The following is a 23,469-nucleotide window of genomic DNA, read 5'->3' on the forward strand; positions in this document are numbered from 1 at the left end:
AGCCGAGGGTATTGACAGGAAGACCTCATGCAAACCAATCTGCTGAAACCCAAGGCCATCAATGTCGAGCCGCTGGGCGGTCACCGAGCCAAGGTGACGCTGGAGCCCTTCGAGCGCGGTTATGGCCACACGCTGGGCAACGCCTTGCGCCGTGTGCTGCTGTCGTCGATGGTGGGTTATGCGCCCACCGAAGTGACGATTGCCGGCGTGCTGCACGAGTACTCGACCATCGACGGAGTGCAGGAAGACGTGGTGCACATCATGCTCAATCTGAAGGGCGTGGTGTTCCGTCTGCACAACCGCGATGAAGTCACCTTGGTGCTGCGCAAGGAAGGCGAAGGCCCGGTGACGGCCGGTGACATTCAGACGCCGCATGATGTCGAGATCATCAATCCCGACCATGTGATCGCCCACTTGGCCCAGGGGGGCAAGCTGGACATGCAGATCAAGGTGGAGAAGGGGCGTGGCTATGTGCCTGGTACCCTGCGCCGCTTCGGCGACGAGCCCACCAAAGCCATCGGCCGCATCGTGCTGGACGCCTCGTTCTCGCCGGTCAAGCGGGTGAGCTACACGGTGGAAAGCGCCCGTGTGGAGCAGCGCACCGACCTGGACAAGCTGGTGATGGAGATCGAGACCAATGGCGCGATCTCTCCGGAGGAGGCGATCCGGGCCTCGGCCAAGATCCTGGTCGAGCAGCTGGCCGTCTTTGCCCAGTTGGAAGGCAGCGATCTGCCCGGCTTCGAGCCGGCCATGCCGCGCAGCCAGACCTTCGACCCGATCTTGCTGCGTCCGGTGGACGAGCTGGAGTTGACGGTGCGCTCGGCCAACTGCTTGAAGGCCGAGAACATCTACTACATCGGCGACTTGATTCAGCGTACGGAGACCGAGCTGCTCAAGACCCCGAACCTGGGCCGCAAGTCGCTCAACGAAATCAAGGAAGTGTTGGCCTCGCGGGGCCTCACGTTGGGCGTGCGTCTGGAGAACTGGCCGCCGTCTGGTTTGGACAAGCGCTGACATCGGCCGGCCCTCTTGCGAGGGCGCGGCCGCCGGATCGGCCCCGGGGGCGGATCCGCAGCCTTCGTTTCATGAATCGTGTGCACCTTCCGGTACCTGATACGGCCGGAAGTTTTGGATAAAGAAAGGAATGCACCATGCGTCATCGTCACGGACTTCGCAAACTCAACCGCACCTCCGAGCACCGTCTCGCGATGCTGCGCAACATGGCCAATGCGCTGATCGAGCACGAGGCCATCAAAACCACGCTGCCCAAGGCCAAGGAACTGCGCCGCATCGTCGAGCCGCTGATCACGCTGGGCAAGGAGCCGACGGTGGCAAACAAGCGCTTGGCGTTTGCCCGTCTGCGCAACCGTGACAACGTGGTGAAGCTGTTCAATGTGCTGGGCGAACGCTACAAAACCCGGCCGGGGGGCTACACCCGCATCCTGAAGATGGGCTTCCGCGTGGGCGACAACGCGCCGATGGCGTATGTCGAGCTGGTGGATCGCCCCGAGCCGACCGAGGCCGAAGCGGCCAAGGTCGAGGCGGCCAAGACCGAGGCGGCCGAGTAAGTCGGTTGGGCGTCGGCAGACGCCGGCGCTGGCGATAGGCTTCCGGGGGCCGGCCTTGTGCCGGCCCCTTGTTTTTGTATGGGCCTCTTTGGAGGGGCCGTCTTTGGAGGGGGCCGGTGGGCGGCAATGGCCGTCTGCGGGCGAGGAATCCGGCTCTTTGGCACACTGGCAGGTCTATGTCCGCCTCGTCTCCGTCTGCGCCGCTGTTTGCCGTCGAGCACTTGGTCAAGCGTTACAACGGCCACACGGTGGTCGATGGCCTCAGTTTCGAGATCCGCGCTGGGGAATGCTTGGGCGTGATCGGGCCCAACGGGGCCGGCAAGACGACGACGATCCGGATGTGCCTGGGGCTGACGGCGCCGCAGTCCGGGCGCATCACGGCGTTTGGGATGTCGGTGCCCGAGCGGCTGAGGGAGATCAAGCAGCGCTTGGGCGTGGTCAGCCAGTTCGACAGCCTGGACCCGGATTTTTCGTGTGCGGAGAACTTGATCGTTTTCGCGCGCTATTTCGGCTTGCCTGGCGCCGTGGTGGCGCAGCGAGTGCCGATGTTGTTGCAGTTTGCGGCGCTGCAATCGAAGGCACAGGCCAAGCCGGCGGAGTTGTCCGGCGGCATGCGGCGACGCCTGAGCTTGGCACGGGCCTTGGTGAATGACCCGGACTTGCTGCTGCTGGATGAGCCGACCACGGGGCTGGACCCGCAGGCGCGCCACTTGATGTGGGAGCGGCTCAAAGAGTTGCTGCAGCAAGGCAAGTCCATCCTGCTGACGACCCATTTCATGGACGAGGCCGAGCGTTTGTGCGATCGGCTCATCGTGTTGGACCATGGGCGCAAGATCGCCGAGGGCACGCCACGCGGCTTGATTGCCGAGCATTTGGAGTCCGATGTGATCGAGGTGTATGGCCAGGGGGCGCGGCAGGCGGCACAGCAGCTCCAGCCCTTGTGCGAGCGGGTCGAGCGCAGCGGGGAGACCACGTTTTTGTATGTGAACCGGCCGCAGCCGGTGTTGCAGCGCTTGGCCGATCTGGCTGGGGTGAGATACCTGCATCGTCCTGCCAATTTGGAGGATCTGTTTCTCAAGCTCACGGGGCGGCAGATCCGCGACGATGCCTGACTTCATGAGGTCTGCCGAATCATGCCCGAATCGTTTTACGCGCCGCCTCGGCTGAGCCGCCGTGTCTGGCCGGTGGTGCAGCGGAATTTGTTGGTTTGGCGCAAGCTGGCCGTGCCGAGTCTGCTGGGCAACATTGCCGAGCCGTTGATCGTGCTGGTGGCCTTTGGCTATGGCTTGGGCGCGTTGGTGGGCGAGGTGCAGGGCTTGCCTTACATCGTGTTTCTCGCCTCGGGCAGCATTTGCATGAGCACGATGTATGCGGCTTCTTTCGAAGCGCTGTACTCGGCCTTTTCACGCATGCATGTGCAAAAGACCTGGGACGGCATCATGAATGCCCCGGTGAGCTTGGACGACATCGTGTTCGCCGAGATGTTGTGGGCGGCGCTCAAAGCGTTGTTTTCGGCCGTGGCGATCGCCGCGGTGTTGATCGCGCTGAACATCAGCCGTGCACCGACCCTGCTGTTGGCGGTGCCCTTGCTGTTCGTGGTGGGGATCACGTTCGCCTCGGTGGCCTTGGTGTTCAATGCGTTGGCTCGCAACTACGATTTCTTCACGTACTACTTCACCCTGGTGCTCACGCCGATGACCTTCCTGTCCGGGGTGTATTTCCCGCTGGAGCAATTGCCGCCGGTGTTGCAGTCGGTGGCCAGGGTGTTGCCGCTGACGGCGGCGGTGGAGATCGTGCGCCCGTTGGTGGTGGGCCAGTGGCCGGCCGACTGGGGGCGGGCGCTGGCGGTGTTGGGCCTGTACGCCGCCGGGGGCTACTATGTGGCGCTGGTGATGACGCGCCGGCGCTTCTACCGTTGAGGGGTGGATCATGGACGATATGGCTGCATCCGAGGTGCTGGTGGCGCTGAGCACGGCCCCCGATGAAGCCACGGCTCGCCGTCTGGCTCGGCAGCTGGTGGAGGAGTCTTTGGCGGCCTGCGTGAACCTGTTGGGCTCGGCGCAGTCCATTTATCGGTGGCAGGGGCAGGTGGAGGAGGCCGCCGAGTGGCTGATGTGGATCAAGACCACCCGCGAGGCTTGGCCGCGACTGAAGGAGCGCTTGTCGCAGTGGCACCCTTATGAGGTGCCGGAATTGCTCGCGCTGCAGGTGCAGGACGGTCATGCGCCGTACCTGGCCTGGGTGTTTGCCAACGTGAAAGGGGCCGATCGGTGAGGTCGATGGTGCGCCGTTGGATGCTGGCACTGCTTGCGCTGGGCTGGGCATGGGCGGTGGGCGCCAGCCAAGAGGTGCTGGAGCCCGAACAAGCTTTTCGTCACAGCGCCAGACTGATCGACGAGCGCACGCTGGCGTTGCGATTCGAGATTGCCGACGGCTACTACATGTACCGTGAGCAGTTTGCTTTCACGGCGCCAGCGGCCACGCTGGGGGCGGCGCGTCTGCCGTCTGGCCAGATCAAATACGACACCACGTTCCAGAAAGACGTCGAAACCTATCGGGGCGAGGTGCTGATCGAGCTGCCGGTGCAAGCCGCGCCGCCGGAGGGTTTTCGGCTGGTGGTGCGCAGCCAGGGATGTGCCGATCAGGGGCTGTGCTATCCGCCGATGGAACATGAGCACGAGGTGAGTTTGCGGGCCTTCGGAGCCGCGCAAGACCGCGTGCAGCTGCTGCGCATCGATGATCGGCCGGTGGGCGGGGCGCTGGGGGTGTTGTCGCAGGGCTGGTCGGTCTTGTGGGGCTCGGGGCCTCAGGCGGCGGCCTCGACAGCGGTGACGCCCGGCCCGGTGCCCGCAGGCGGGTCCACACCGGCGCAGCCTGCACGCATCGAGGCGGTGTTGGCCTCGGGACAGTGGTGGGCGGTGTTGGCGGTGTTTTGGGTCGCGGGGGTGCTGCTGTCGCTGACGCCGTGCGTGTTGCCGATGTTGCCCATTTTGTCGTCGCTCATCGTTGGACAGGCCGATGCCACATCACGACCGGTGACCCGCGGGCGGGGGCTGGCGCTGGCAGCCAGCTATGCCTTGGGCATGGCCTTGGTTTACACGGCCCTGGGGGTGGCTGCGGGGTGGGCCGGCGAAGGGTTGGCCGCGCGCCTGCAGCAGCCTGAGGTGCTGGCGCTGTTTGCCGCGCTGCTGGTGGGCTTGGCATTGTCGATGTTCGGCTTTTACGAACTGCAGCTGCCACGCGTTTGGCGTGAACGGCTCACCCAAGCCAGCGGGCGCACACGCGGCGGTCGGCTGGGAGGGGTGTTCGTGATGGGGGGGCTGTCTGCCTTGATCGTGAGCCCGTGCGTGGCCGCCCCCTTGGCTGCGGCGTTGGTCTACATCAGTCAGACGCGTGACGTGGTCTTGGGGGGGGCGGCGTTGTTCGCGCTGGCTGGGGGCATGAGCGTGCCGCTGCTGTTGCTGGGGGCTTCGGCTGGCCATTGGTTGCCACGCGCGGGGGCTTGGATGGAGCATGTCAAGCATTTCTTTGGTGTGCTGTTGTTGGCCTTGGCCCTGTGGATGCTGCAGTCGGTTTTGCCCGGGCCGGTGTCGATGCTGCTGTGGGGCGCGCTGCTGCTGGTGTCGGCCGTCTATCTGCGGGTGTTCGACAGCCTGCCTGCGGGGGCGCGTGGCTGGGCCCGCTTTTTCAAGGGCGTGGGGATGGTGCTGGCGGTGTTGGGCGTGCTGCAATTGGTTGGTGCAGCCTCGGGCGGGAGCGATCCTTGGCAGCCGTTGCGTCATTGGGCCGCTCGCGTGGACACGCCGGCATCGACCGGGCTGCGCTTCCAGCGCGTGGCCAGTGTGGAGGAATTGGAGCGCATCGTGGCCACGGCCGGGCGGCCGGTGATGCTGGATTTCTATGCGGACTGGTGCGTGTCGTGCAAGGAGATGGAGGTCTGGACCTTCAAGGACCCGCGCGTGCAGTCGGCGCTGTCGGCCGCCTTGTTGCTGCAAGCCGATGTGACACGCAACAGCCCCCAAGACCGAGCCTTGTTGCGACGCTTCCGCTTGTTCGGGCCGCCGGGGATCGTGTTTTTCGATGCCCAGGGGCGCGAGGTGGACGGGGCGCGGGTGATCGGCTTTCAGTCGCCCGAGCGGTTCTTGCAAAGCTTGGCCGCCGTGGGTTTGCGACCCTGAGTCATCTTGCGACGCAGCAAAATTCCGTGCTAGAATCTTAGCTTCTGACGCGGGGTGGAGCAGTCTGGTAGCTCGTTGGGCTCATAACCCAAAGGTCGCAGGTTCAAATCCTGCCCCCGCAACCAACACGCGACGACACACGAAAACCACAACAAACGAAAACGGCAAACAAAAATGGCAAAACGAGACGCCAGCCCAAGCAGGCTGGCGTTTTTGTTTTTTGTCGATGTTTTCGTCGCTGTTTTCGTCGCGGGCCAGCTGGCGGGCTGGCTTGCCTCATCTTGCCTTACATGGCCATGACGCGGTTGCGGCCACTGCGCTTGCAAGCGTACAGCGCTTGGTCGGCGCGAATCAGGACCGTGTCGATGCGCTCGTCGGATGGGCGGGCACTGGTCAGGCCGATGCTGACCGTGACCGGCAAGGGGCCGGCGGTGGTGGACACAGGGGTGCTGGCGATCAGGTGGCATAGCCGTTGGCAGGCCCGTTGGGCGCCAGCGGCGTCGGTCGAGGGCATCAGCAGCAAGAACTCCTCGCCGCCGTGGCGCGAGAGCCGGTCGTTGGGGCGCACGTGGGTTTGCAAGCGGTGCGCGACATGCTGCAAGACCTGGTCGCCCACGTCATGGCCATGGGTGTCGTTGACGGCTTTGAAGTGATCGATGTCGATCAGGGCCACGGACATCGGGCTGCGGTGCCGTTGGAACCGCGACCATTCGTCGCGCAGGGCTTCGCCCATGGCCCGCCGGTTGAGCAGGCCGGTGAGCCCGTCGGTGCGTGACAGCGCATCGAGGCGGCGCATGACGCGCGCCATCAGCATGCCGCCATAGGCGAAGTTGATGAAGGCCGAGACGATCTGCGCAGCGTAGGCGAAGCTGGGGTGAGCCGCCGTGGTGGAGACGATGTCGGTGTCGGGGCTGGGGGCGAGCAGGACCCGCAGCGCGCGCAGACTCAGCAGCACGGCCATCAGCAAGGCGGTGCCATCGATGGCCCAGGCCAGACGCGCACCGAATTCGTGTTTCAGCGCATGGTGCACGGCCATGACGGAGCGCACGATGGTCCACACGACCACGGCGCTGACCACCACCACGCGCCACGGCGTGTGCTCAGATTCGGGGCCGATCCACAGGGACGCTAGCACGGCGGCCAGGCCGACGAGGCGGCGCTCGCGGGTCTGATCTTCCAGTGCGAAAAACGCGGTGACGCCGCGCCACACCATCAGGTAGGAGGCGATCAGGCACAGGTTGGACCCCGTGACGCTCCACCACGGCTCGACCGAGCCGCGGCCGGCCATGAGCAACAAGGCGGCGGCATGGAAGCCGCAAAAGCCCACGAAATGCCAGGCGGTGCGGCGGTGCTCGCGAAGGAGGGCCGCGACCATGGTCCAGCCCATGGCGTACAGGGCCTGGGTCAGACCGGTCGAGATGAACAGTGGGGCGATGGTCTCCATCGGTCCGCCGGGTTTGGGCTTTGCGCTGGGTTGCCTTGGAGTATCGGCGCCTTCTGGCCGCTTTGAAGGGGGGATGGCACAAGAAGGCAAGATTTCGGCTCGAATCGTGAATGACGGATTTCACGGCGCTTCGTACATTGAAGCCGATGCGTGGCCGCGCCGCCCGTGGCCTGTGGGCGCTGCGGCATGGATCGATGTCTGGGATGTGTCGATGTCTGCCTTCGTGAGCTCCTGGTCTGCCTCGGTGCGCAGCCAGTCGTCGGACGCACGTCTTACGCCGTGGCGACCTGGCATGACGGCTGCCGATTTGCGTTTGGATGAGCTGGCCCGTCTGCAGGCCGGCGCGTGGTTCGGTGCTTTGTCGGAGTCCTTGCGCTGTGCGGTGCTGGCCCGCGCACGGGTGTTGGGCGTGGCTTCGGGCACCGTGCTGGCCCGGCGCAGCAGCGCGGCCACGGATTGGATCGGCGTGCTGCGCGGCGCGGTGCGCCTGGGGACGGTGCTGCGAGATGGGCGTCCGTTCACGCTCGACCTGGTGGGGCCGGGGCAGTGGTTCGGCGATATCGCGTTGATCGATGGCAAGCCCAATGACCTCGATGTGGTGGCCCAGGTGCCGTCGACTTTGTTGATGGTGTCGCAGACGGATTTGCGTCGTCTCACGGCGGATCATCCCGAGCTGCGCGATGCCTTGATGATCTTGAATTGCCAGCGCCTGCGGCACATGTTCCGCCGCTTCGAGGAGCTGCACACGCTGCCTTTGGCGCAGCGGCTGGCGCGGCAGGTGTTGCGCCTGGCGCGTCAGTTCGGCCGTGTGGGCGAGCAGGAGGTGCGCATCGAGCTGCGCATCTCGCAGAGCGATCTGGCCGCGATGGTGGGGGGCAGCCGTCAGCGGGTGAATGCAGCCTTGCGTGAATTGCAGGCCTTGGGGCTGTTGCGGCTGGGCGAGGCGCGCTTGTCGGTGCTGGACATGGCCCGGCTGCAAACCCTGGCCGACGCCGATGCGCAGTGGTGGATGGGATTGAGCCGGCGCGGTCGGGCGCGCGCGGCCAAGCCTGCACCGGCTGCGGCGGGGTTGGACGAGCTGGCTCGGAGGTGGGCAGGCGTGGGTTGAGGGGCATGGGGCGCCGTCGCAGGCGGCGATCGTTGGCCGAAGCATGTTAGGGTTCGGACTTGCGCGGCCAGGGTCGGATGCCGCCACGGGAGCCTTGTGCCTTGCCTGTCCGAGCCCCTTCGTCGATGACCACGCCCACTTTGTCGATGGGCTATGTGCGGGCCCTCTTCGAGGCCAGTGGTGCCCGTGCAGCCGATGTGCAGGCGGCGTTGGAGGAGGCTGGTGTATCCGCCGGGCTGGTGCAGCACCTGAGCGCTCGCGTGACCGAGGCACAGTTTGCGGCCTTGTATCGCGCTTTGGTGCGCCGTCTGGACGATGAGATGTTGCGGTTTTTTTCCAGACCGCTGCGGCCTGGCGCATTGAAGTTCACGTGTCTGAGCCTGCTGGACGCCCGCAATCTGCAGGTGGCTTTGCACCGCTGGTCTTTGTTCTTGCGTATGTTGCAGGACGATTTCCAACTGGCGGTGTCGGTGCAGGAAGGCTGGTGTCGCATCGCGATGCAACGCAATGCGGGCGCGCCCACGCCCGCACCGATTGCCGAAGAGTTGATGTTCAAACTCGTCCATGGCGTGAGTTCTTGGTTGGTGGGGCACAAGCTGCCCTTGGAGCGGGTGGATTTCGCTTTCGAGGCGCCTGCCTTTGCCGAGGACTATCAGCATTTGTATCCCGGTCCGGTGCGCTTTGGGCAGCCGCTGTCGGCCCTGTATCTGGATGCGAGCTGGCTGGAGCGACCGCTGCGGCGCAGCGCCCAGGAGTTGCCGGAGTTTTTGCGCCGTGCGCCTGAGGGCTGGATGTTCGCCGAGTTTCGTCACGGCCGGCTGGCCCAGCGGGTGCGCTCGCACCTGTCGGCGCATTTGCTGCAAGAAGGAAGCGTGCAGGCCACGGCGCATGCGCTGAACCTGTCGGTGCGCACCTTGCACCGTCGGCTGGCCGAGGAAGGCACGAGCTTTCAACGCATCAAGGACGAGCTGCGGCGTGATTTGGCGGTGTACAAGCTCACGCGCACGCGCCAGTCCATTGCGGCCATCGGCGCGGAGTTGGGGTTCGACAATGCGGCTTCTTTCCACCGGGCCTTCCGGCTGTGGACCGGGCAGACGCCCGGTGCCTACCGGGGCCGGGGCGTGTCGGCCCAGGAATGAGAGGCCGGCTGCTCGCGGGCCAGGGCGCGCAGATCGGCCTCCCAGTCACGCAGGCGCTGCTGGGCCGTGCGCCGTTGGGCCGTCGTGGTGAGGTTGTGCAGTCGGGCCAGCAGCTCACAGGCCTTGGAGTCTCGATGCAGGCTGGACGTGGGGGCGTTCACCGCGCGCTGATACACGGCTTGCAGGGCGGCCAAGGTGTCGGGCCCTCCCGCGTGGCGCTCGCGCAGCTGCGCCAGGGTTTCCAGCAGGTCGGCTTGACGGCGTTGACGTTCGGCCCACCAGGCTTGCGGATCGAGTCCGGCTTCGGCGAGGGCCTGAGCGAGCTGGTGGCGCTGCGGGGCATCGAGCCGGCCGTAGAGTCGTTGGGCCCGCTGGACGGTTCGCTGGACTTGCGCCTGCAGTCGTTCGGCGGGGTCGTCGGGCAGGATGTCGCGGCGCAAGGCGTCGTCGTCGCGCTGCCATTGCTGCGCCAGGCGTGCGAGTTGGTCGGCCTGGAGCTCGCGGGCCAGCGGGGCCAGCAGGGGCAGGGCCTGCTGCCAGGCCGCATCGCGCCAGGCCGCCAGCTCGTGCAGCCAGCGGCAGGCTTGCGGCGCGGTCGCGTCTTGGAGCAGTTCCTGCTGGAGCCGGGCCAAGGCTGCGGCATAGCGAGGCAGCTCTTCGCGCCGATGCCATTCGAACCAGTGCGCGATCGCTTCACGCACCCTGGGGGCTTGCGCCGGCGTGAAACCGACCCAGCGGTCGAGCCGCCAGTACAGCAGGGTGGGGCCTTGCTCGTAGCTCAGACGCAGCAGGCTGCAGCCGCCCAGCAGCATCGCCAGCGCGAGCAGCAGCCCGACGGATCGCCGACCGATAATGCGGGGCATCGATTCGACACGAGCGAACCTTTCCATGGCACTGAACGTCGTCATCATGGCCGCGGGGCAAGGCACCCGCATGAAATCCTCGCTGCCCAAGGTCTTGCATCGGCTGGCGGGGCGAGCCCTATTGCAGCATGTGATCGACGCGGCTGCACGTTTGCAGCCGGATCGCCTCATTGCCGTGGTGGGTCATGGGGCCGAGCAGGTGCGCTCGGCGATGGCGCAGGCGGCCGAGGGCCTGCGCTTCGTGCTGCAGCAGCCGCAGTTGGGCACCGGCCATGCGGTGCAGCAGGCGGTGCCGGAATTGCTCGAGCCAGGCACCACATTGATTCTCAATGGCGATGTGCCGTTGATCGAGGCGGAAACCGCGCGTGCCTTGGTGGCGGCCTGCGATGGACGCCGTCTGGCCTTGCTGACGGTGCATTTGGCCGATCCCACCGGCTACGGCCGCATCGTGCGTGAAGGGGCGGCGGTGCGTGCCATCGTGGAGCACAAGGATGCCAGCGCGTCGCAGCGGGAGATTCGAGAGGTGTACACCGGCATGATGGCCGCGCCGACGGCGCACCTGAAGCGCTGGCTGGCGCAACTGAACAACGACAACGCCCAGGGGGAGTACTACCTGACCGACGTGGTGGCCCTGGCGGTGGCCGAGGGCGTGGAGGTGGTGGCTGCCCACCCGGCCGATGAGATCGAGGTCTTGGGGGTCAACAGTGCGGCACAGCTGGCGGACCTGGAGCGCCGCTGGCAACGCCGCCAGGCCGAGCGCCTGATGGGCGAGGGGGTGCGTTTGGCCGACCCGGCCCGCTTCGATGTGCGTGGCCGCCTGAGCTGTGGGCGGGATGTGGAGATCGATGTCGGCTGTGTGTTCGAAGGGCGTGTGGTGCTGGGCGACGGCGTGCGCATCGGGCCGTATTGCGTGATTCGCAATGCCGAGATCGCCGCCGGCGCGGTGATCCATGCCTATACCCACATCGATGGGGACGCCCAGGGGGTGAAGGTGGGGGAGGCGGCGCTGGTGGGGCCGTTCGCTCGGCTGCGTCCAGGCACCGAGCTGGGGCCGCAGGTGCACATCGGCAACTTCGTGGAGGTGAAGAACTCGACCTTGGCGCGTGGCGCCAAAGCCAATCACTTGGCGTATCTGGGCGATGCCACCGTGGGGGAGCGGGTGAACTACGGCGCCGGCAGCATCACCGCCAATTACGATGGCGCCAACAAGCACCGCACGGTGATCGGCAACGACGCGCATGTGGGGAGCAATTGCGTGCTGGTGGCGCCGATGACCGTCGGTGAGGGGGCGACCATCGGGGCCGGCAGCACCTTGTCGAAGGATGCACCGGCAGGCCAGCTCACCGTGGCGCGCGCCAAGGCGGTGACGGTGGCGGGCTGGCAACGGCCGCGCAAAACCCCGTGAGCGCCAAGCCGCCGATCGATACCAGCCGTTGCCCTTTGTGTGGCGGGCCCAACGGCTGCGCGATGGCCGCGCCGGCGCAGGCCCCGACGCCTTGTTGGTGCACCCGGGTGAGGTTCCGGGCCGAGACTTTGGCTCGCGTGCCGCAGCCCTTGCGCCGGCGGGCTTGCATTTGCTGCCGCTGCGCCGAGGTTCAGGACGAGGCGGGCGCCGACTGACAGGCTGCGCACAGCCCTTTGATCTCGATGTCCATGGCGCGAAAGCCGGGGGCATCGGTCTGCAAGGCCCGGCCGATGGCCTCGGTGGCCGCCGGGTCGTGCACTTCGGTGACCTGGCCGCACCGCGAGCACACCAGCATCATCGTATGCTCATGGGGATGATCGTGGGGCTGCGGGTCGAGGTTGCAGACGACGAAGCAGTTGAGGGTGTCCACGCGGTGCACCAGCTGCTGCTCCATCAGGAATTCCAGGGCTCGGTAGACGGTCGTGGGGGCGACCCGGCCGTGGCGTTGGCGCAGGTCGTCTTGCAGGTCGTAGGCTTTGGCGCTGCCGTGGCGCAGCAGCAGCAGCTCCAGCACTTCGCGGCGCAAGGCCGTGAGTTGGGCCCCGCGCGCGGCGCACAGGGCCTCGGCGCGATCGAGGCGGCGCGAGACCTCGGCGGGGCTGGGGCGGGCGGACGAGGCGTTCGTGGAAGCGTTCGTGGGACTCACGCATCCAGTGTAGCGCTGCCCTGGCGGGCTGGCGGCTTGCGCCGGCCCAGGGCCGCCAGTCCACCGGCGGCCATCAGTGCCAGCACGATGCAAGGACCGCTGGGCAAGTCCCAGTGCAGCGAGGCCCATAGGCCCGCCGCATAGGCCAAGGTGCCCAGGCACACGCCGGCCCAGAGGGGGCCGCGCAGGCCGGCCACGGCCAGTGCCGGCACGATGAGCGTGGCGAACACGAGGTACAGCCCCAGCAGCGGCACGGACAAGCTGACCAGCACCGCAAAGGCTGGGTAGAAGGCCGGGCCGTTCCACAGCGAGGCCCCAGCCCACCGTTGCAGCAGCAGGAACACGGCCGTGGCTGCGGCCAGCACTGCCAATTGCTGCGGCAGCACCCACAGCACGTCGCCGGCGAGCGCGGCGGCGAGTTTTTGCCCCCCATGCGGGTCGGCGCTGACCCACAGCAGTGCAGCCACGGCGGCGCCCACATAGACCAGGCCGATGAGGGCCTCGCGCCGCTGGGGCCACAGGCGGCTGAGCATGGCCACCCCGGCGGCCCCGAGCAGCGCGGCCAGGCCACCGGCGAGCGAGGAGACGATGCGGTCTGCGCCGGTGAGGGTGTCGGCCATCAGCACGCCCAGGGCTGCCACCTGGGCCACGGCCAAGTCGATGAAAACGATGCCGCGGCGCAGCACTTGCAGGCCCAGCGGCACGTGACTGAGCAAGACCAGCACGCCGGCGGCCAGTGGCCAGCCCAGCACGGACAGTTCGTTCATCGAGTTCGAGCCTCCGATGCTCGCAGGGCGTCCAAGAGCTGGTCGATCAACTCGTCGAACAGCCCTTCGAGGGTGGCGCTGCGCCCTTGCTCGGTGACGGTGGCTGGCAAGACCTTGAGCGGCAAGCCGGTGCGCGCGGCCAGCCATCGGCCGGCCTGAGGGTCTTGGTAGCTTGCTTGCACGATGAAGCGTGGCGGGTCCTCGGCCACGTCCTTGAGCACCCGCTGCAGATGCGCCAGCGTGGGCGGCAAACCGGGCTTGGGTTCCAGGTCGGCCACCTGGGTGAGCCCCAGCCATTCCCACAGGTACGCAAAGGTGGTGTGTTGGGCCACCAGGGCGTGGCCCATCAGCGGCTCGGCCTTCTTTTCCCAGCGGGCGATGTGTTGATCCCATGCCTGGACCCAGGCCGCGTGGCGCTGGCGCACACCCGCGGCGTCGGCGGGGTCGATGCGCGCCAGGCGGTCGGCGAGGGCCTGGGCGACTTGCTTGAGCTTGTGCGGGTCGAGGTGCAAGTGGGGGTTGCCCTCGGCATGCACGTCACCCAGGCTGCGGTCCAGGGGCGTGTGGGCGTGGTCGTGCATCAGCGTCACGTGGTCGGCCGCGTAGAACATGACGTCGCGACCGTCGAACACGCGTGCATGGCCCGCGCGCTGCTGCAGCATGGGCAGCCAGCCGGCTTCCAGCGAGGCGCCGGTGCACACGGCCATATCGGCACGGCGCAGCGCCCCGATGAGCGCGGGGCGAGCCTCGATGTGATGCGGGTCTTGCAGCGCGTGCGTGGCGCTGGTCACGCGCGCCTGTGGGGCCAGGGCCTTCACCAGCGCGGCCCATTCGGGCTCGCAGGTGAACACTTCCAGCGCTTGCGCCGCCGGCGCGGCCAAGAGGCAGCCCAGCACCGCCGCCGCCCAGCGGCGCATCCGTTCAGAAACCGTGCGCACCATGGGCTCCCAGACTCATCACGTATTGCAGTTGCACGCTGTGAGCGGCGTCTTGGAAGCCGCCACGGTCGCGCTGGCCGGTGAGCTGCAGGCGCAGCGCCGAGAAGTGGGTGGGCTTCCAGGCCAGCATCGCGCTGGCTTCGCGCAGGCGGCCGCTGTGGAAGTGGTCGCCATGCGGCTCACGCACGCGCAGCTGGTCCACGCGCAGGCCGGCTTCCCACTGCGGCGCGAAGCGGTACACCACCGAGAGATAGCCGGCTTCGTGCACATCGCCGGAGCGGGCGAACTCGTTGAGCTCGCTCACACGCGCGTACTCGGCCGAGACACGCAGCTGCCGCTGGCGGTTGTTGCCAGCAGGGGCCCATTTCCACACCGCATCGGCGATCACGAGATGGCGTCCGCCGAACCGGCTGCCATGGGCATGGTCATGGTCGTGATCCGGGTCGGGGTCTTCCTCCTCCATTACCGCCTTGCGCCGGTTGTGCAGGTAGGACAGGCCCAGTTGCCAGCTGTGCGAGGCATTCCAGTCGCCGCCGATCTTGGTGCTGGCGGTGAAGGCGCCGGCGCGCGGATCGTGGGTCGATGCCGGCACGAGCTGGCGGCCGCCCAGCACCTCGACGGTGGAGCGCCAGTACAGGCGCGTGGGGGCCGTCCAGCTCAGGCGCAGCCCGTCGTCGAAGTAATGCCCCCCCAGGAAGGCGCGGTAGAGCAAGGGGCGCTCGACGAAGTCGTCGGCATGGACATGCTGCTCGTTCAGGTAGCCCAGGCTGGCCAGGAAGCGGCCCGCACGCACCTGCACGCCGGCTGGCAGCGTGGTCGTCTCGAGGTAGGCCTCTTCGAGGTCCAGTTCGGTGTCGCCCTCGTGGCTGTGCAGCACGGCGGTCGCGCGGGCCTGGAAGAGGGTGTCCACGGCACCGGCCAGGCTCAACTCGTTGTGGCCGAGGCCGAAGCCCCGCTCGCGCTGGCCCAAGGCCAGTTCGCGCGAGCTGAAGGCGCCGTCGAGCACCAGGCCCAGCTCGAAGTTCGAGACGGTGGGCGGGTTGGCCGGCGTCTGCGCCCACACGGGGGTGCCCAGGCCGGCGGCCGCCAGGATCAGCGGTGCGATGCGGTCAATGCGCATGGTTGTCATGTCGTTCGATGCCCACCCAGGTCAGCAGCGTGGGGTTGAAGTTCAAGGCAATGGGGGTAGCCAAGGTGGCCGTGTCCAGGTCGACGACCACGATGCGCGCGCCGTTGGGGTCGCTCAGGTAGGCGCGGTTGGCGGCGCGGTTCACCGCGATGGCAGGGAAGGGGGCTGCCGTGGGCATGCTGGCGATGGCCGGCAGCCGGGCGCGCACGGCCCAGCCGGCGTGGCCGTCGAGCAGGTGCAGCGTGCCCTAGTCGTCCAGGATCAGCAGGTGGCGGCCTTGGGCGTCCATGGCATGCGCGCGGCGGGTGCGGCCCTCGGCCCAGTTGATGCGGGTGAGGGTGCCGGCCACCGGGTCGATGTCGAAGAAGTGGCCGGGCGAGGCGATGCCGATGAAGGTGCTGCGCTCGGGATGACCGAGGATCGTGCCGATGCGCGCATCCACCGGCATGTCATCCGGGTTGGGCAGCTTGCGGGTGCTGAAGCTGCTGCCGTCCTGCGTGACGATGAGCACGCCGTCGGTGCAGCCGAAGGCGCTGTGGCTTTCGTTGGAGTAGCTGCCGTGCAGGCCGGGGCAGGCTTCCTCGAAGCGCTGCACGAAGCTGTAGCCGCTGCCGTTGCGCTGGTAGAGCTCCACCTGGCTGGGCAGCGTGCTTTGGCTGCCAGCTTCGCGGTAGGTGGTGAGCAGGAAGTTGCCGCGCGGCTCGGCCGTGCCATGCATCGCGCGCGGCAGGGTCAGCGAAGCCAGGGCTTGCCGCGCGGCGATGCTGGCGTCGGTGAGGACCACGACCTGCGCCGGCAGGCTGCTGGCCTCCAGGCCGTCCATGAAGAAGGCGGCCAGACCGTCATGCGCTTGGTAGTGGGTGGGCCGCACACCGGGGAGGCGCCAGTCCAACAGCGCCGGATTGCGCTTGTAGTCGTGCAGGTGGTCGCCATGGTCTTCCTGGTAGATGCCGCCGTCGATCACCTGCACCTGGTCCTGCGTGCGCTGCACGGCCAGGGCGTAGCGGTGGCTGGGGCTGCTGTACAGGGCGGAGGGGGCGTGGTCCAGCGTGTAGTTCTGCACCACGTTGCCGCCGTCGAGGTCGAGCACACGCACCGTGGTGCTGCCATCGGCGATCACCAGCCGGCCCAGGGTGTCGACGTGGTGCTCATCGTCATGGTCGTCGCCGTGGCTGCCGCCACCGCAAGCGGCCAGCAGCAAGGTGGCCGACAAGGCGGCCGCCAGCCACCGACGACGGGGGATGGGGGGATGGGATGGGGTCATGCGGCTTCCTCCAGTCGAAAATCGATGGATGCAATGTTATAACATTGCAATCAAGAGGCGCCGCGCAGCTCGGGGCGACCGCGGGGCTCAGGCCGAAGGAGGGGGGAGGTTCAGCGCAGGTTCAAACTTTGCTCGCTTCACAGCGAAGTAGGCCTTCACATTGCGCACGTTCGCATCGTTGGTGAACAGGCGCTGCGCCAGTGCGTGGTAGGCGTCCATGTCGCGCACCTGGATCACCAGCACGAAGTCGGGTCCGCTGCTGACGCGGTAGCACTGCTGCACCTGGGGCTCGGCCACGGCACGGGCTTCGAAGGCGGCCAGGCGTTCGGCGGCCTGCTGGTCCAGTGTGATCTCGACGATGGCCGTGAGCCCGGCCCCCAACCGCTCGGGCGACAGCAGGGCCACGCGCCGCTCGATCACGCCCGCTTCCACCAGACGCCGCACCCGGCGCAGGCAGGTGGCCGGCGACACATGGCAGCGCTGCGCCAGGGCTTGGTTGCTCAAGGAGGCATCCCGCTGCAGCTGATCGAGCAGGCGCAGGTCGATCGCGTCCAGGGGGATGTGAGGGAGGGTGGCGAATGAATCCATCAAAATACGATTAGAAAAGATAGATTATTGCATCTTGAGGATATGATGTCTTGATCGTTCATAACATGTTTATAAACGCAAGAAAATTTCTCATCGCCTTGTCTAGCATGCCGACATCCCTTGTTTACGGAGCTCGTCCATGTGCGGCATCGTCGGCGCCACCAGTCAGCGCAACATCGTTCCCATCCTGATCGAGGGCCTCAAGCGCCTGGAATATCGCGGTTACGACTCCTGTGGTGTGGCCGTGCACCAAGACGGCGGGCTGCGCCGTGCGCGCAGCACCTCGCGTGTGGCCGAGCTGGAAGCTCAGGTGGCTGAGGACCAAGTGGCGGGATACACCGGCATCGCCCACACCCGCTGGGCCACGCATGGCGCGCCGGCGGTGCACAACGCCCACCCCCATTTTTCACATGGCACGGGCGCCGATGCCTACACCACGCGCCCGGCACGCATTGCCCTGGTGCACAACGGCATCATCGAGAACCACGATGAGTTGCGCGCCGAGCTGCAGGCCAAGGGCTATGCGTTTGCGAGCCAGACCGACACCGAGGTCATCGCCCACTTGGTCGACCATCTCTACGAGGGCGACCTTTTCGATGCGGTCAAGCGCGCCGCATTGCGGTTGCGAGGTGCCTATGCGATTGCCGTGTTTTGCCGCGACGAACCCCACCGGGTGGTCGGGGCGCGCGAGGGCTCGCCCTTGGTGCTGGGGGTGGGGGCGACGGGGTCGGGCGAGAACTTCCTGGCCTCCGATGCGATGGCCTTGGCCGGGGTGACGGACCAGATCATTTATCTGGAGGACGGCGATGTGGTGGACCTGCAATGGGGCCGCTACTGGATCGAATCGCGCACGGCCCAGGCGCCGCATGACCGCTATGAGCGGGTCGAGCGGCCGGTGCGCACGGTGCTGGCGCACACCGGTGCGGCCGAGCTGGGTCCGTACCGCCACTACATGCAGAAAGAAATCTTCGAGCAGCCGCGTGCCATTGCCGATACGCTCGATGCGGTACAGGCCATCTCCCCCGAACTCTTTGGCGATGGGGCCTATTCGGTGTTCAAAGCGGTCGAGCAAGTGCTCATCCTGGCCTGCGGCACCAGCTACTACGCCGGCTGCACGGCCAAATACTGGCTGGAATCGATCGCCAAGATTCCGACCAGCGTGGAGATTGCCAGCGAATACCGGTATCGCGACAGCGTGCCTCATCCCAAGACCTTGGTGGTGACGATCACCCAGTCGGGCGAGACGGCCGACACGCTGGCGGCACTCAAGCATGCGCGGGCGCTGGGCATGCCCCATACGCTCACGGTGTGCAATGTGGCCACCAGCGCGATGGTGCGCGAATGCAAGCTGGCCTACATCACGCGCGCCGGCGTGGAGATCGGCGTGGCCTCGACCAAGGCCTTCACCACGCAGCTGGTGGGGCTGTTTTTGCTGACGCTGGCCTTGGCCCAGGTGCGCGGCCGCCTGAGCGAGGAGGACGAAGCGGCGCATCTCAAAGCCTTGCGCCACCTGCCCGTGGCTTTGCAGGCGGTGCTGGCGCTGGAGCCGCAGGTGATCGCCTGGGCGGAGGAATTCGCGCGCAAGGAAAACGCCTTGTTCTTGGGCCGTGGCCTGCACTATCCGATCGCCTTGGAGGGGGCGCTCAAGCTCAAGGAGATCAGTTACATCCATGCCGAGGCCTACCCGGCCGGTGAGCTCAAGCATGGTCCCCTGGCTTTGGTGACCGACCAGATGCCGGTGGTGACCGTGGCGCCCAACGACACCTTGTTGGAGAAGCTCAAGAGCAACATGCAGGAAGTGCGCGCCCGCGGCGGCCAGCTCTATGTGTTTGCCGATGCGGACACGCGCATCGAAAGCGAGCCGGGCGTGCACGTCATTCGCATGCCGGAGCATTACGGGGTGCTGTCGCCCATTTTGCATGTGGTGCCGTTGCAGCTGCTGGCCTATCACACGGCCTGCGCGCGGGGCACGGACGTGGACAAGCCGCGCAACCTGGCCAAGAGCGTCACGGTCGAATAACTCACGCGGGCAGCCATCAAGTGGCGACCAGGGACGGCCGATAAGCCGTCCATGGAAAGTTTCGATGGCTTGGGCTGGTTTTTGTCGCGCAGCGCCGAGGTGCCGCGGGCCGAGCTCGTGTACTCGGACATGCTGGTGGCCGCATCGGTGATCGTGGCCATGCTCGGCGGCATGGCGGCGATGCAGCTGATGGGGATCGCCCGGCGGCCCGACCGCTTTGGGGCGGCCACCGCACACGCGGCGCACTGGACGGCGGTGATCGTGCTGGGCGGCAGCGTTTGGAGCATGCACTTCATCGGCATGCTGGCCGTGGACGTGTGCCAGCCGGTGCAATTCGACGAGTGGGTGACGGCCGCCTCGATGCTGCCCAGTGTGGTGGCCAGCGCGGTGGGGCTGCGGTCTGTGCAGCAGCACCGGGACGATCTGCGCTCGATCGTGTGGGCCGGGGTGGTCGTGGGGGCGGGCATCGGCGTGATGCATTACATCGGCATGGCTGCGATGCGCATGGACAGCCAGCTGCGCTACGACCCGACCTGGTTTGCCATCTCGATCGTGGTGGCGGTGGCCTTGGCCACGCTGGGCCTGGGCGCACGCGCCGTGCTCAGCCGCACGCGTTGGCCGCGCTTGGTCGTGGTCCTGGTGTCTGGCGCCTTGTTGGGGCTGGCCATCAGCGGCATGCACTACACGGCCATGCAGGCGTCCTTGTTCGTCGGGCCGGTGGACCTGCTGTACCAGCGCTGGTCGAGCCGCCAGTTCGAGCTGGCGGTGGCCGTGGCGCTGGTGACGGTGTGCGTCTTCGGGTTTGCCTGGGGCGTGGTGGGCCTGGTGTCTTACCGGTCCTTGGCGCAGCACTTGCGTGAGCGCGAGCGGCTCATCAGCGACATTCTGGAACACTTGCCGGGCACCGTGGTGCGCCTGCGCGCGCGCGGTGACGAGACCATGCAGCGCGTGCTGGTGTCGCGGTCTTTGGAAGATCTGACCGGACGAAGCCTGCAGGATTACGAGCGCGAGCAGTGGACGCTGACACAGATCATCACCGATGCGGACCGGCCGGTGTTTCTGCAGGCGATGCGTCAGACACTGCAGACCGGGCGACCGATCCACTTGAACGTGCGCTTCGAGCATGCCAGCGGCGCACTGCGTTGGATGGAAGTGCGTGCAGTGGCTCACCGTGTGGATGCCAGCGCGCCGGTGGTGGACTTGTTTTTGTCCGACGTGACCGCCGCCCAATGGGCCCAACAGCGTGAGCAAGAGCTCCTGCGTGGCGTGGATGAGGTGGTGGGCCGGGCGCGGCTGAGCGTCCAAGGGGAGTTTCTCGACGTCAATGATCGCCTGGCGCGGGCTTTGGAGTACGAACCGGAAGAGTTGATCGGCCGGCCCCACCGGTCGGTCTGGGCGCTGGACCAAGACCCTGCACAAATGGAGGCGTTCTGGCAGGCCTTGCGTCAAGGGCAGCCGCAGAAAGGGACCTTCAAGCGGCGCACCAAGTCCGGTGGGGTGCGGCATATGAGCGGCTGGTACCAACCGATCCACGACCTGCACGGGCAGGTGGTGGCAGTGCTCAAGCTGGTGATGGATGTGACCGAGCACGTGCAGGCCTTGCAGGAATTGCAGCACCTGAACGAACGGCTGCAACAGGCCATGGCCGCACGCAGCACCTTCTTTGCCACGGTCAGTCACGAGATCCGCACGCCGATGAATGCGGTGGTGGGGTTTGCCGAGCTGTTGCGTGATCAACTGACCGACGCCGAGCAGCGCGCGCAAGCGCAGTCGATCCTGGATGCCGCGCGCTCTTTGCTGCGCATCCTCAATGATCTGCTGGATGTGGCCAAGCTCGAAAGCGGCGAGTTTTCCATCGTCGAGGCGCCATTCCGGCTGCCGCGGATGCTGCGCGATCTGGTTTCACAGTTCGGGGTCTTGGCCGCGCGCAAGGGCTTGTCGCTGCGCCTGGAGATGGCCGATGGCTTGCCGGATTGCTGGCTGGGCGATGGCGATCGGGTGCGCCAGATATTGACGAACTTGCTTGGCAACGCGCTGAAGTTCACCGAACAGGGGCATGTGACCCTCGGTGCGGCGACCGAAGACGGCCAGTTGCGCCTGTGGGTGCAAGACACGGGCATCGGCATCGACCCGCAGCGGCAACAAGCGATCTTCGAGCCCTTCGTGCAGGCCGACGCCGGCACCGCGCGACGCTATGGCGGCACGGGCTTGGGCATGAGCATCGTCAAGGGATTGGTGCAGCGCATGGGAGGGCGCCTGAGCTTGCACAGCGTGCCAGGCCAAGGCACGACGGTCACGCTATGGTTGCCGCTGGCGCCGGTGCAAGATGCGCCGTGTCCCACCGAGCCGTCGCCCTTGCCGCCGGCCGCAGCCGCGCAGGGGCCGCGCCTGCGCGTGCTGGCGTGTGACGATGTGGAGCAGAACCGGGAGTTGCTGCGGCGACTGTTGCAGCGTGCTGGGCACGAGGTGTGTGTGCTGCCCGATGGGCGCTCCTTGCTGCAGCACTACGTGGAGCAGGGTGGGCAGTGGGACGTGATCTTGCTGGACTTGCACATGCCGCAGTGGGATGGGGTGGAGACTTGCAAGCAGCTGCGCGCGGCCGAGCGGGCGCATCGCTGGCCGGCGCGACCGGTGCTGGCTTTGAGCGCCAGCGTGTTGGAGTCCGACCGCCACGCTGCAGGGCAAGCCGGCATGAATGGCTTTTTGGAAAAGCCCATCGATGTGCGGGCGCTGGAGCGCTCGGTGCAAGAACATGCCGCCCAGGCCCGAGGCGAGGATGCACGCGCCAGCGGGTCCGACACATCCACTGCAGTGGCCGATGAGGCGCGTGGTCGAGCCTTGTGGGGGGATGACTGGCTCGCGCGGGTGCAGGATTGGCTGCGCGAGCAAGAGCCGCTGGTGCGCGCAAGCCGGTGGGATCAGTGGTCGGCCGACCAATGGCATCGATGGGCGGGCACGGCGGCGAATCTGGGGCTGCCGGCTTTGGCTGCGGCCGCGCGCGCGTGTGAGCGCGCGCTGCGGGAAGGCCGCACGGTGCCGTGGCCACAGGCCGAGCAGGCTTGGCGGGCGGTGTGGCAATGGTGTGGCCTGTCACCAGACGCCGACGGCGGTGTGCACGCTGGGGCAGGGACGGCTGCGCACGAGCCGGGCGGCGATGTGCCCATCGATGCGGCCTTGCTGCGGCGGCTGCTGCAGGCTTGCCAGCGCGGGGAGATCGATGGCGCTGCGCTGGCGGAACTGGCCGAGCAGGATCCCGCCAGCGCGCAAGGCTTGCGGGGCTGGCTCGAAGAGTTCGATTTCGAACGGGCTGCTCAATGGCTGGCTTGGCGCCTGGGCGATCGAGCACAGAACGAGGAGGTGCGCGCATGAAGGACGATACAGCACTGCAGGCCGTGTGGACACCGTGGACGGCCTTGCAAGAGCGCCCGCGCTTGCTGCTCGTCGATGACGAGCCGGCCAACCTGCAGTTGCTCAAGCGGGTGCTGGAGCCGCTGTACACCTTGTCGTTTGCTCGACATGGGATGCAAGCCTTGGAGATGGCCAAGCGTTTGCAGCCGGCACTCATCGTGCTGGATGTGATGATGCCGGGCATGACCGGGCACGAAGTCATCGTGCAACTCAAAGCCGACGCGGCCACGGCGTCGATCCCGGTGTTGTTTTGTACCGCTTTGGGCGACGAGGAGGACGAAGCCCGCGGACTGGACCTGGGGGCCGTGGACTATGTGACCAAACCGATCTCGCCGGCGGTGCTCAAAGCCCGCATACGCACCCACTTGGCTTTGGTGCAACGGCAAGAGCTGGAGCGGACCCGTCAGGCGGTGATCTGGCGCTTGGGCCGAGCCGCGGAGTTCAAAGACAACGAGACCGGCCGCCATGTGATCCGCATGAGCAAATTCTGCCGCCTCATCGCGCAAGCCCTGGGGGCGCCGCCGGTGTTCTGCGACTTGATCGAAGCGGCCGCGCCGATGCATGACATCGGCAAGATCGGCATTCCCGACCGCATCTTGCTCAAGCCGGGCAAGCTGGACGAGGACGAATGGGCGGTGATGCGAACCCATCCGCTCATCGGCGCGCAAATCCTTGGGAAACGCTGATCAAGCCCCGCGCCGCGGCGAGATTGTCCTGCGCGGGGCGAAACGGAGCGTTTTTGGCGCGTTCTACGGCCTCGAGGGCCTTACTGGCGGGCCCTTCGGCGCCCGCCCGGGCCATGATGGGCCCATTACGGGCGCACCAATGCCGGCACGCGCCGTGCGGCCATGTACAGGTTGACCATCGCCAGCGCCGTGAAGGCGCGGTTGGCGTTCTTGGCCAGGCCTCGGTAGCGCACCTTGGCAAAGCCCCACAGGCGCTTG

At 66.9% G+C, this 23,469-nt stretch carries 22 protein-coding genes, 1 tRNA gene and 1 pseudogene; 14 read left to right on the top strand and 10 right to left on the bottom strand.

Features of this window, described 5'->3' with window-relative positions:
• Positions 1 to 27: 27 nt before the first annotated feature.
• The 7 genes from F615_RS0113370 (at position 28) to F615_RS0113400 (ending at position 5,871) form a co-directional block, all read left to right on the top strand.
• Positions 28 to 1,014 carry a DNA-directed RNA polymerase subunit alpha gene (locus F615_RS0113370; RefSeq protein WP_019561690.1) on the top strand — a complete coding sequence of 329 codons (987 nt, stop codon included), beginning with the start codon at positions 28 to 30 and terminating at the stop codon, positions 1,012 to 1,014.
• 137 nt (positions 1,015 to 1,151) lie between these two features.
• A complete protein-coding gene (gene rplQ, locus F615_RS0113375; protein WP_019561691.1) occupies positions 1,152 to 1,568 on the top strand; it encodes a 50S ribosomal protein L17 in 417 nt (138 codons plus the stop codon).
• Positions 1,569 to 1,744: 176 nt separating this feature from the next.
• Positions 1,745 to 2,680 (top strand): ATP-binding cassette domain-containing protein, encoded by a 936-nt coding sequence (locus F615_RS0113380; protein WP_019561692.1) that lies wholly within the window; start codon positions 1,745 to 1,747, stop codon positions 2,678 to 2,680.
• 21 nt (positions 2,681 to 2,701) lie between these two features.
• Complete coding sequence (locus tag F615_RS0113385; protein ID WP_019561693.1) at positions 2,702 to 3,487, top strand: ABC transporter permease; 786 nt, start codon at positions 2,702 to 2,704, stop codon at positions 3,485 to 3,487.
• 10 nt (positions 3,488 to 3,497) lie between these two features.
• Positions 3,498 to 3,842 carry a divalent-cation tolerance protein CutA gene (cutA, locus tag F615_RS0113390; protein ID WP_019561694.1) on the top strand — a complete coding sequence of 115 codons (345 nt, stop codon included), beginning with the start codon at positions 3,498 to 3,500 and terminating at the stop codon, positions 3,840 to 3,842.
• 5 nt (positions 3,843 to 3,847) lie between these two features.
• Positions 3,848 to 5,746, top strand: a complete 1,899-nt coding sequence (dsbD, locus tag F615_RS0113395; protein WP_019561695.1) for a protein-disulfide reductase DsbD — start codon at positions 3,848 to 3,850, stop codon at positions 5,744 to 5,746.
• Between the two features lie 48 nt (positions 5,747 to 5,794).
• Positions 5,795 to 5,871 (top strand) — tRNA-Met (locus F615_RS0113400).
• 161 nt (positions 5,872 to 6,032) lie between these two features.
• On the opposite strand, the gene F615_RS19500 is transcribed toward F615_RS0113400, so the two are convergent.
• Positions 6,033 to 7,190, bottom strand: coding sequence for a GGDEF domain-containing protein (locus F615_RS19500; protein WP_019561696.1), 1,158 nt, complete (start codon positions 7,188 to 7,190; stop codon positions 6,033 to 6,035).
• A gap of 292 nt (positions 7,191 to 7,482) precedes the next feature.
• Here F615_RS19500 and F615_RS18615 point away from each other — a divergent pair, with 292 nt between their 5' ends.
• Together F615_RS18615 and F615_RS0113415 are read left to right on the top strand one after the other, a co-directional pair.
• Positions 7,483 to 8,298, top strand: coding sequence for a Crp/Fnr family transcriptional regulator (locus F615_RS18615; RefSeq protein ID WP_157451318.1), 816 nt, complete (start codon positions 7,483 to 7,485; stop codon positions 8,296 to 8,298).
• 125 nt (positions 8,299 to 8,423) lie between these two features.
• Positions 8,424 to 9,437, top strand: a complete 1,014-nt coding sequence (locus F615_RS0113415; protein WP_019561698.1) for an AraC family transcriptional regulator — start codon at positions 8,424 to 8,426, stop codon at positions 9,435 to 9,437.
• On the opposite strand, the gene F615_RS0113420 is transcribed toward F615_RS0113415, so the two are convergent.
• The gene (locus F615_RS0113420; protein WP_019561699.1) at positions 9,404 to 10,300 is read right to left on the bottom strand and encodes a DUF6279 family lipoprotein; all 897 of its coding nucleotides are present in this window, start codon (positions 10,298 to 10,300) and stop codon (positions 9,404 to 9,406) included. The two genes, F615_RS0113415 and F615_RS0113420, sit on opposite strands and share 34 nt — an antisense overlap.
• A gap of 25 nt (positions 10,301 to 10,325) precedes the next feature.
• On the opposite strand from F615_RS0113420, the gene glmU reads away from it, so the two are divergent.
• On the top strand, positions 10,326 to 11,705 hold the full coding sequence (gene glmU, locus F615_RS0113425) for a bifunctional UDP-N-acetylglucosamine diphosphorylase/glucosamine-1-phosphate N-acetyltransferase GlmU (RefSeq protein WP_019561700.1): 1,380 nt from the start codon (positions 10,326 to 10,328) through the stop codon (positions 11,703 to 11,705).
• On the top strand, positions 11,702 to 11,920 hold the full coding sequence (locus tag F615_RS19970) for a cysteine-rich CWC family protein (protein ID WP_211211809.1): 219 nt from the start codon (positions 11,702 to 11,704) through the stop codon (positions 11,918 to 11,920). Before glmU ends, F615_RS19970 begins: the two co-directional genes overlap by 4 nt.
• Here the strand turns inward: F615_RS19970 and F615_RS0113430 are convergent.
• The 7 genes from F615_RS0113430 to F615_RS0113460 all read right to left on the bottom strand — a co-directional run bounded on the left by F615_RS0113430 (position 11,896) and on the right by F615_RS0113460 (position 17,097).
• Positions 11,896 to 12,411: a transcriptional repressor gene (locus F615_RS0113430; RefSeq protein WP_019561701.1), complete on the bottom strand. Its 516-nt coding sequence runs from the start codon at positions 12,409 to 12,411 to the stop codon at positions 11,896 to 11,898. The genes F615_RS19970 and F615_RS0113430 overlap by 25 nt on opposite strands.
• A complete protein-coding gene (locus tag F615_RS0113435) occupies positions 12,408 to 13,178 on the bottom strand; it encodes a metal ABC transporter permease (protein WP_019561702.1) in 771 nt (256 codons plus the stop codon). The genes F615_RS0113430 and F615_RS0113435 overlap by 4 nt, the downstream gene beginning before the upstream one ends.
• On the bottom strand, positions 13,175 to 14,119 hold the full coding sequence (locus tag F615_RS0113440; protein WP_211211810.1) for a metal ABC transporter substrate-binding protein: 945 nt from the start codon (positions 14,117 to 14,119) through the stop codon (positions 13,175 to 13,177). The genes F615_RS0113435 and F615_RS0113440 overlap by 4 nt, the downstream gene beginning before the upstream one ends.
• Entirely contained in the window at positions 14,100 to 15,236 is a 1,137-nt protein-coding gene (locus F615_RS0113445; RefSeq protein ID WP_019561704.1) for a TonB-dependent receptor, read from the bottom strand. The genes F615_RS0113440 and F615_RS0113445 overlap by 20 nt, the downstream gene beginning before the upstream one ends.
• A complete protein-coding gene (locus F615_RS0113450; RefSeq protein WP_019561705.1) occupies positions 15,226 to 15,453 on the bottom strand; it encodes a hypothetical protein in 228 nt (75 codons plus the stop codon). The genes F615_RS0113445 and F615_RS0113450 overlap by 11 nt, the downstream gene beginning before the upstream one ends.
• A 39-nt stretch (positions 15,454 to 15,492) precedes the next feature.
• Positions 15,493 to 16,509, bottom strand: a complete 1,017-nt coding sequence (locus F615_RS0113455; protein WP_019561706.1) for a hypothetical protein — start codon at positions 16,507 to 16,509, stop codon at positions 15,493 to 15,495.
• Between the two features lie 87 nt (positions 16,510 to 16,596).
• Complete coding sequence (locus F615_RS0113460; protein ID WP_019561707.1) at positions 16,597 to 17,097, bottom strand: Lrp/AsnC family transcriptional regulator; 501 nt, start codon at positions 17,095 to 17,097, stop codon at positions 16,597 to 16,599.
• Positions 17,098 to 17,236: 139 nt separating this feature from the next.
• On the opposite strand from F615_RS0113460, the gene glmS reads away from it, so the two are divergent.
• From glmS to F615_RS0113475, 3 genes are read left to right on the top strand one after another with little or no spacing between them, the layout of a single operon-like run.
• On the top strand, positions 17,237 to 19,117 hold the full coding sequence (gene glmS, locus F615_RS0113465; protein WP_019561708.1) for a glutamine--fructose-6-phosphate transaminase (isomerizing): 1,881 nt from the start codon (positions 17,237 to 17,239) through the stop codon (positions 19,115 to 19,117).
• A 51-nt stretch (positions 19,118 to 19,168) separates the two neighbouring features.
• Positions 19,169 to 22,486 (top strand): MHYT domain-containing protein, encoded by a 3,318-nt coding sequence (locus F615_RS0113470; RefSeq protein ID WP_019561709.1) that lies wholly within the window; start codon positions 19,169 to 19,171, stop codon positions 22,484 to 22,486.
• On the top strand, positions 22,483 to 23,211 hold the full coding sequence (locus F615_RS0113475; protein WP_019561710.1) for a response regulator: 729 nt from the start codon (positions 22,483 to 22,485) through the stop codon (positions 23,209 to 23,211). Before F615_RS0113470 ends, F615_RS0113475 begins: the two co-directional genes overlap by 4 nt.
• A 125-nt stretch (positions 23,212 to 23,336) precedes the next feature.
• Here F615_RS0113475 and F615_RS19975 read toward each other — a convergent pair.
• Positions 23,337 to 23,469: pseudogene (locus F615_RS19975) on the bottom strand (IS5/IS1182 family transposase); the annotation flags it as partial.

Origin of the sequence: Caldimonas manganoxidans ATCC BAA-369 (assembly GCF_000381125.1) — a bacterium.
GTDB classification, from domain to species: Bacteria; Pseudomonadota; Gammaproteobacteria; order Burkholderiales; family Burkholderiaceae_C; genus Caldimonas; species Caldimonas manganoxidans.

Excerpts from the sequence above, each read along its gene's own strand:
- F615_RS0113370 (WP_019561690.1), top strand. The coding sequence starts at position 28 with ATGCAAACCAATCTGCTGAAACCCAAGGCCATCAATGTCGAGCCGCTG.
- rplQ (WP_019561691.1), top strand. The coding sequence starts at position 1,152 with ATGCGTCATCGTCACGGACTTCGCAAACTCAACCGCACCTCCGAGCAC.
- F615_RS0113380 (WP_019561692.1), top strand. The coding sequence starts at position 1,745 with ATGTCCGCCTCGTCTCCGTCTGCGCCGCTGTTTGCCGTCGAGCACTTG.
- F615_RS0113385 (WP_019561693.1), top strand. The coding sequence starts at position 2,702 with ATGCCCGAATCGTTTTACGCGCCGCCTCGGCTGAGCCGCCGTGTCTGG.
- cutA (WP_019561694.1), top strand. The coding sequence starts at position 3,498 with ATGGACGATATGGCTGCATCCGAGGTGCTGGTGGCGCTGAGCACGGCC.
- dsbD (WP_019561695.1), top strand. The coding sequence starts at position 3,848 with ATGGTGCGCCGTTGGATGCTGGCACTGCTTGCGCTGGGCTGGGCATGG.
- F615_RS19500 (WP_019561696.1), bottom strand. The coding sequence starts at position 7,190 with ATGGAGACCATCGCCCCACTGTTCATCTCGACCGGTCTGACCCAGGCC.
- F615_RS18615 (WP_157451318.1), top strand. The coding sequence starts at position 7,483 with ATGACGGCTGCCGATTTGCGTTTGGATGAGCTGGCCCGTCTGCAGGCC.
- F615_RS0113415 (WP_019561698.1), top strand. The coding sequence starts at position 8,424 with ATGACCACGCCCACTTTGTCGATGGGCTATGTGCGGGCCCTCTTCGAG.
- F615_RS0113420 (WP_019561699.1), bottom strand. The coding sequence starts at position 10,300 with ATGCCCCGCATTATCGGTCGGCGATCCGTCGGGCTGCTGCTCGCGCTG.
- glmU (WP_019561700.1), top strand. The coding sequence starts at position 10,326 with ATGGCACTGAACGTCGTCATCATGGCCGCGGGGCAAGGCACCCGCATG.
- F615_RS0113435 (WP_019561702.1), bottom strand. The coding sequence starts at position 13,178 with ATGAACGAACTGTCCGTGCTGGGCTGGCCACTGGCCGCCGGCGTGCTG.
- F615_RS0113440 (WP_211211810.1), bottom strand. The coding sequence starts at position 14,119 with ATGGTGCGCACGGTTTCTGAACGGATGCGCCGCTGGGCGGCGGCGGTG.
- F615_RS0113445 (WP_019561704.1), bottom strand. The coding sequence starts at position 15,236 with ATGCGCATTGACCGCATCGCACCGCTGATCCTGGCGGCCGCCGGCCTG.
- F615_RS0113455 (WP_019561706.1), bottom strand. The coding sequence starts at position 16,509 with ATGACCCCATCCCATCCCCCCATCCCCCGTCGTCGGTGGCTGGCGGCC.
- F615_RS0113460 (WP_019561707.1), bottom strand. The coding sequence starts at position 17,097 with ATGGATTCATTCGCCACCCTCCCTCACATCCCCCTGGACGCGATCGAC.
- glmS (WP_019561708.1), top strand. The coding sequence starts at position 17,237 with ATGTGCGGCATCGTCGGCGCCACCAGTCAGCGCAACATCGTTCCCATC.
- F615_RS0113470 (WP_019561709.1), top strand. The coding sequence starts at position 19,169 with ATGGAAAGTTTCGATGGCTTGGGCTGGTTTTTGTCGCGCAGCGCCGAG.
- F615_RS0113475 (WP_019561710.1), top strand. The coding sequence starts at position 22,483 with ATGAAGGACGATACAGCACTGCAGGCCGTGTGGACACCGTGGACGGCC.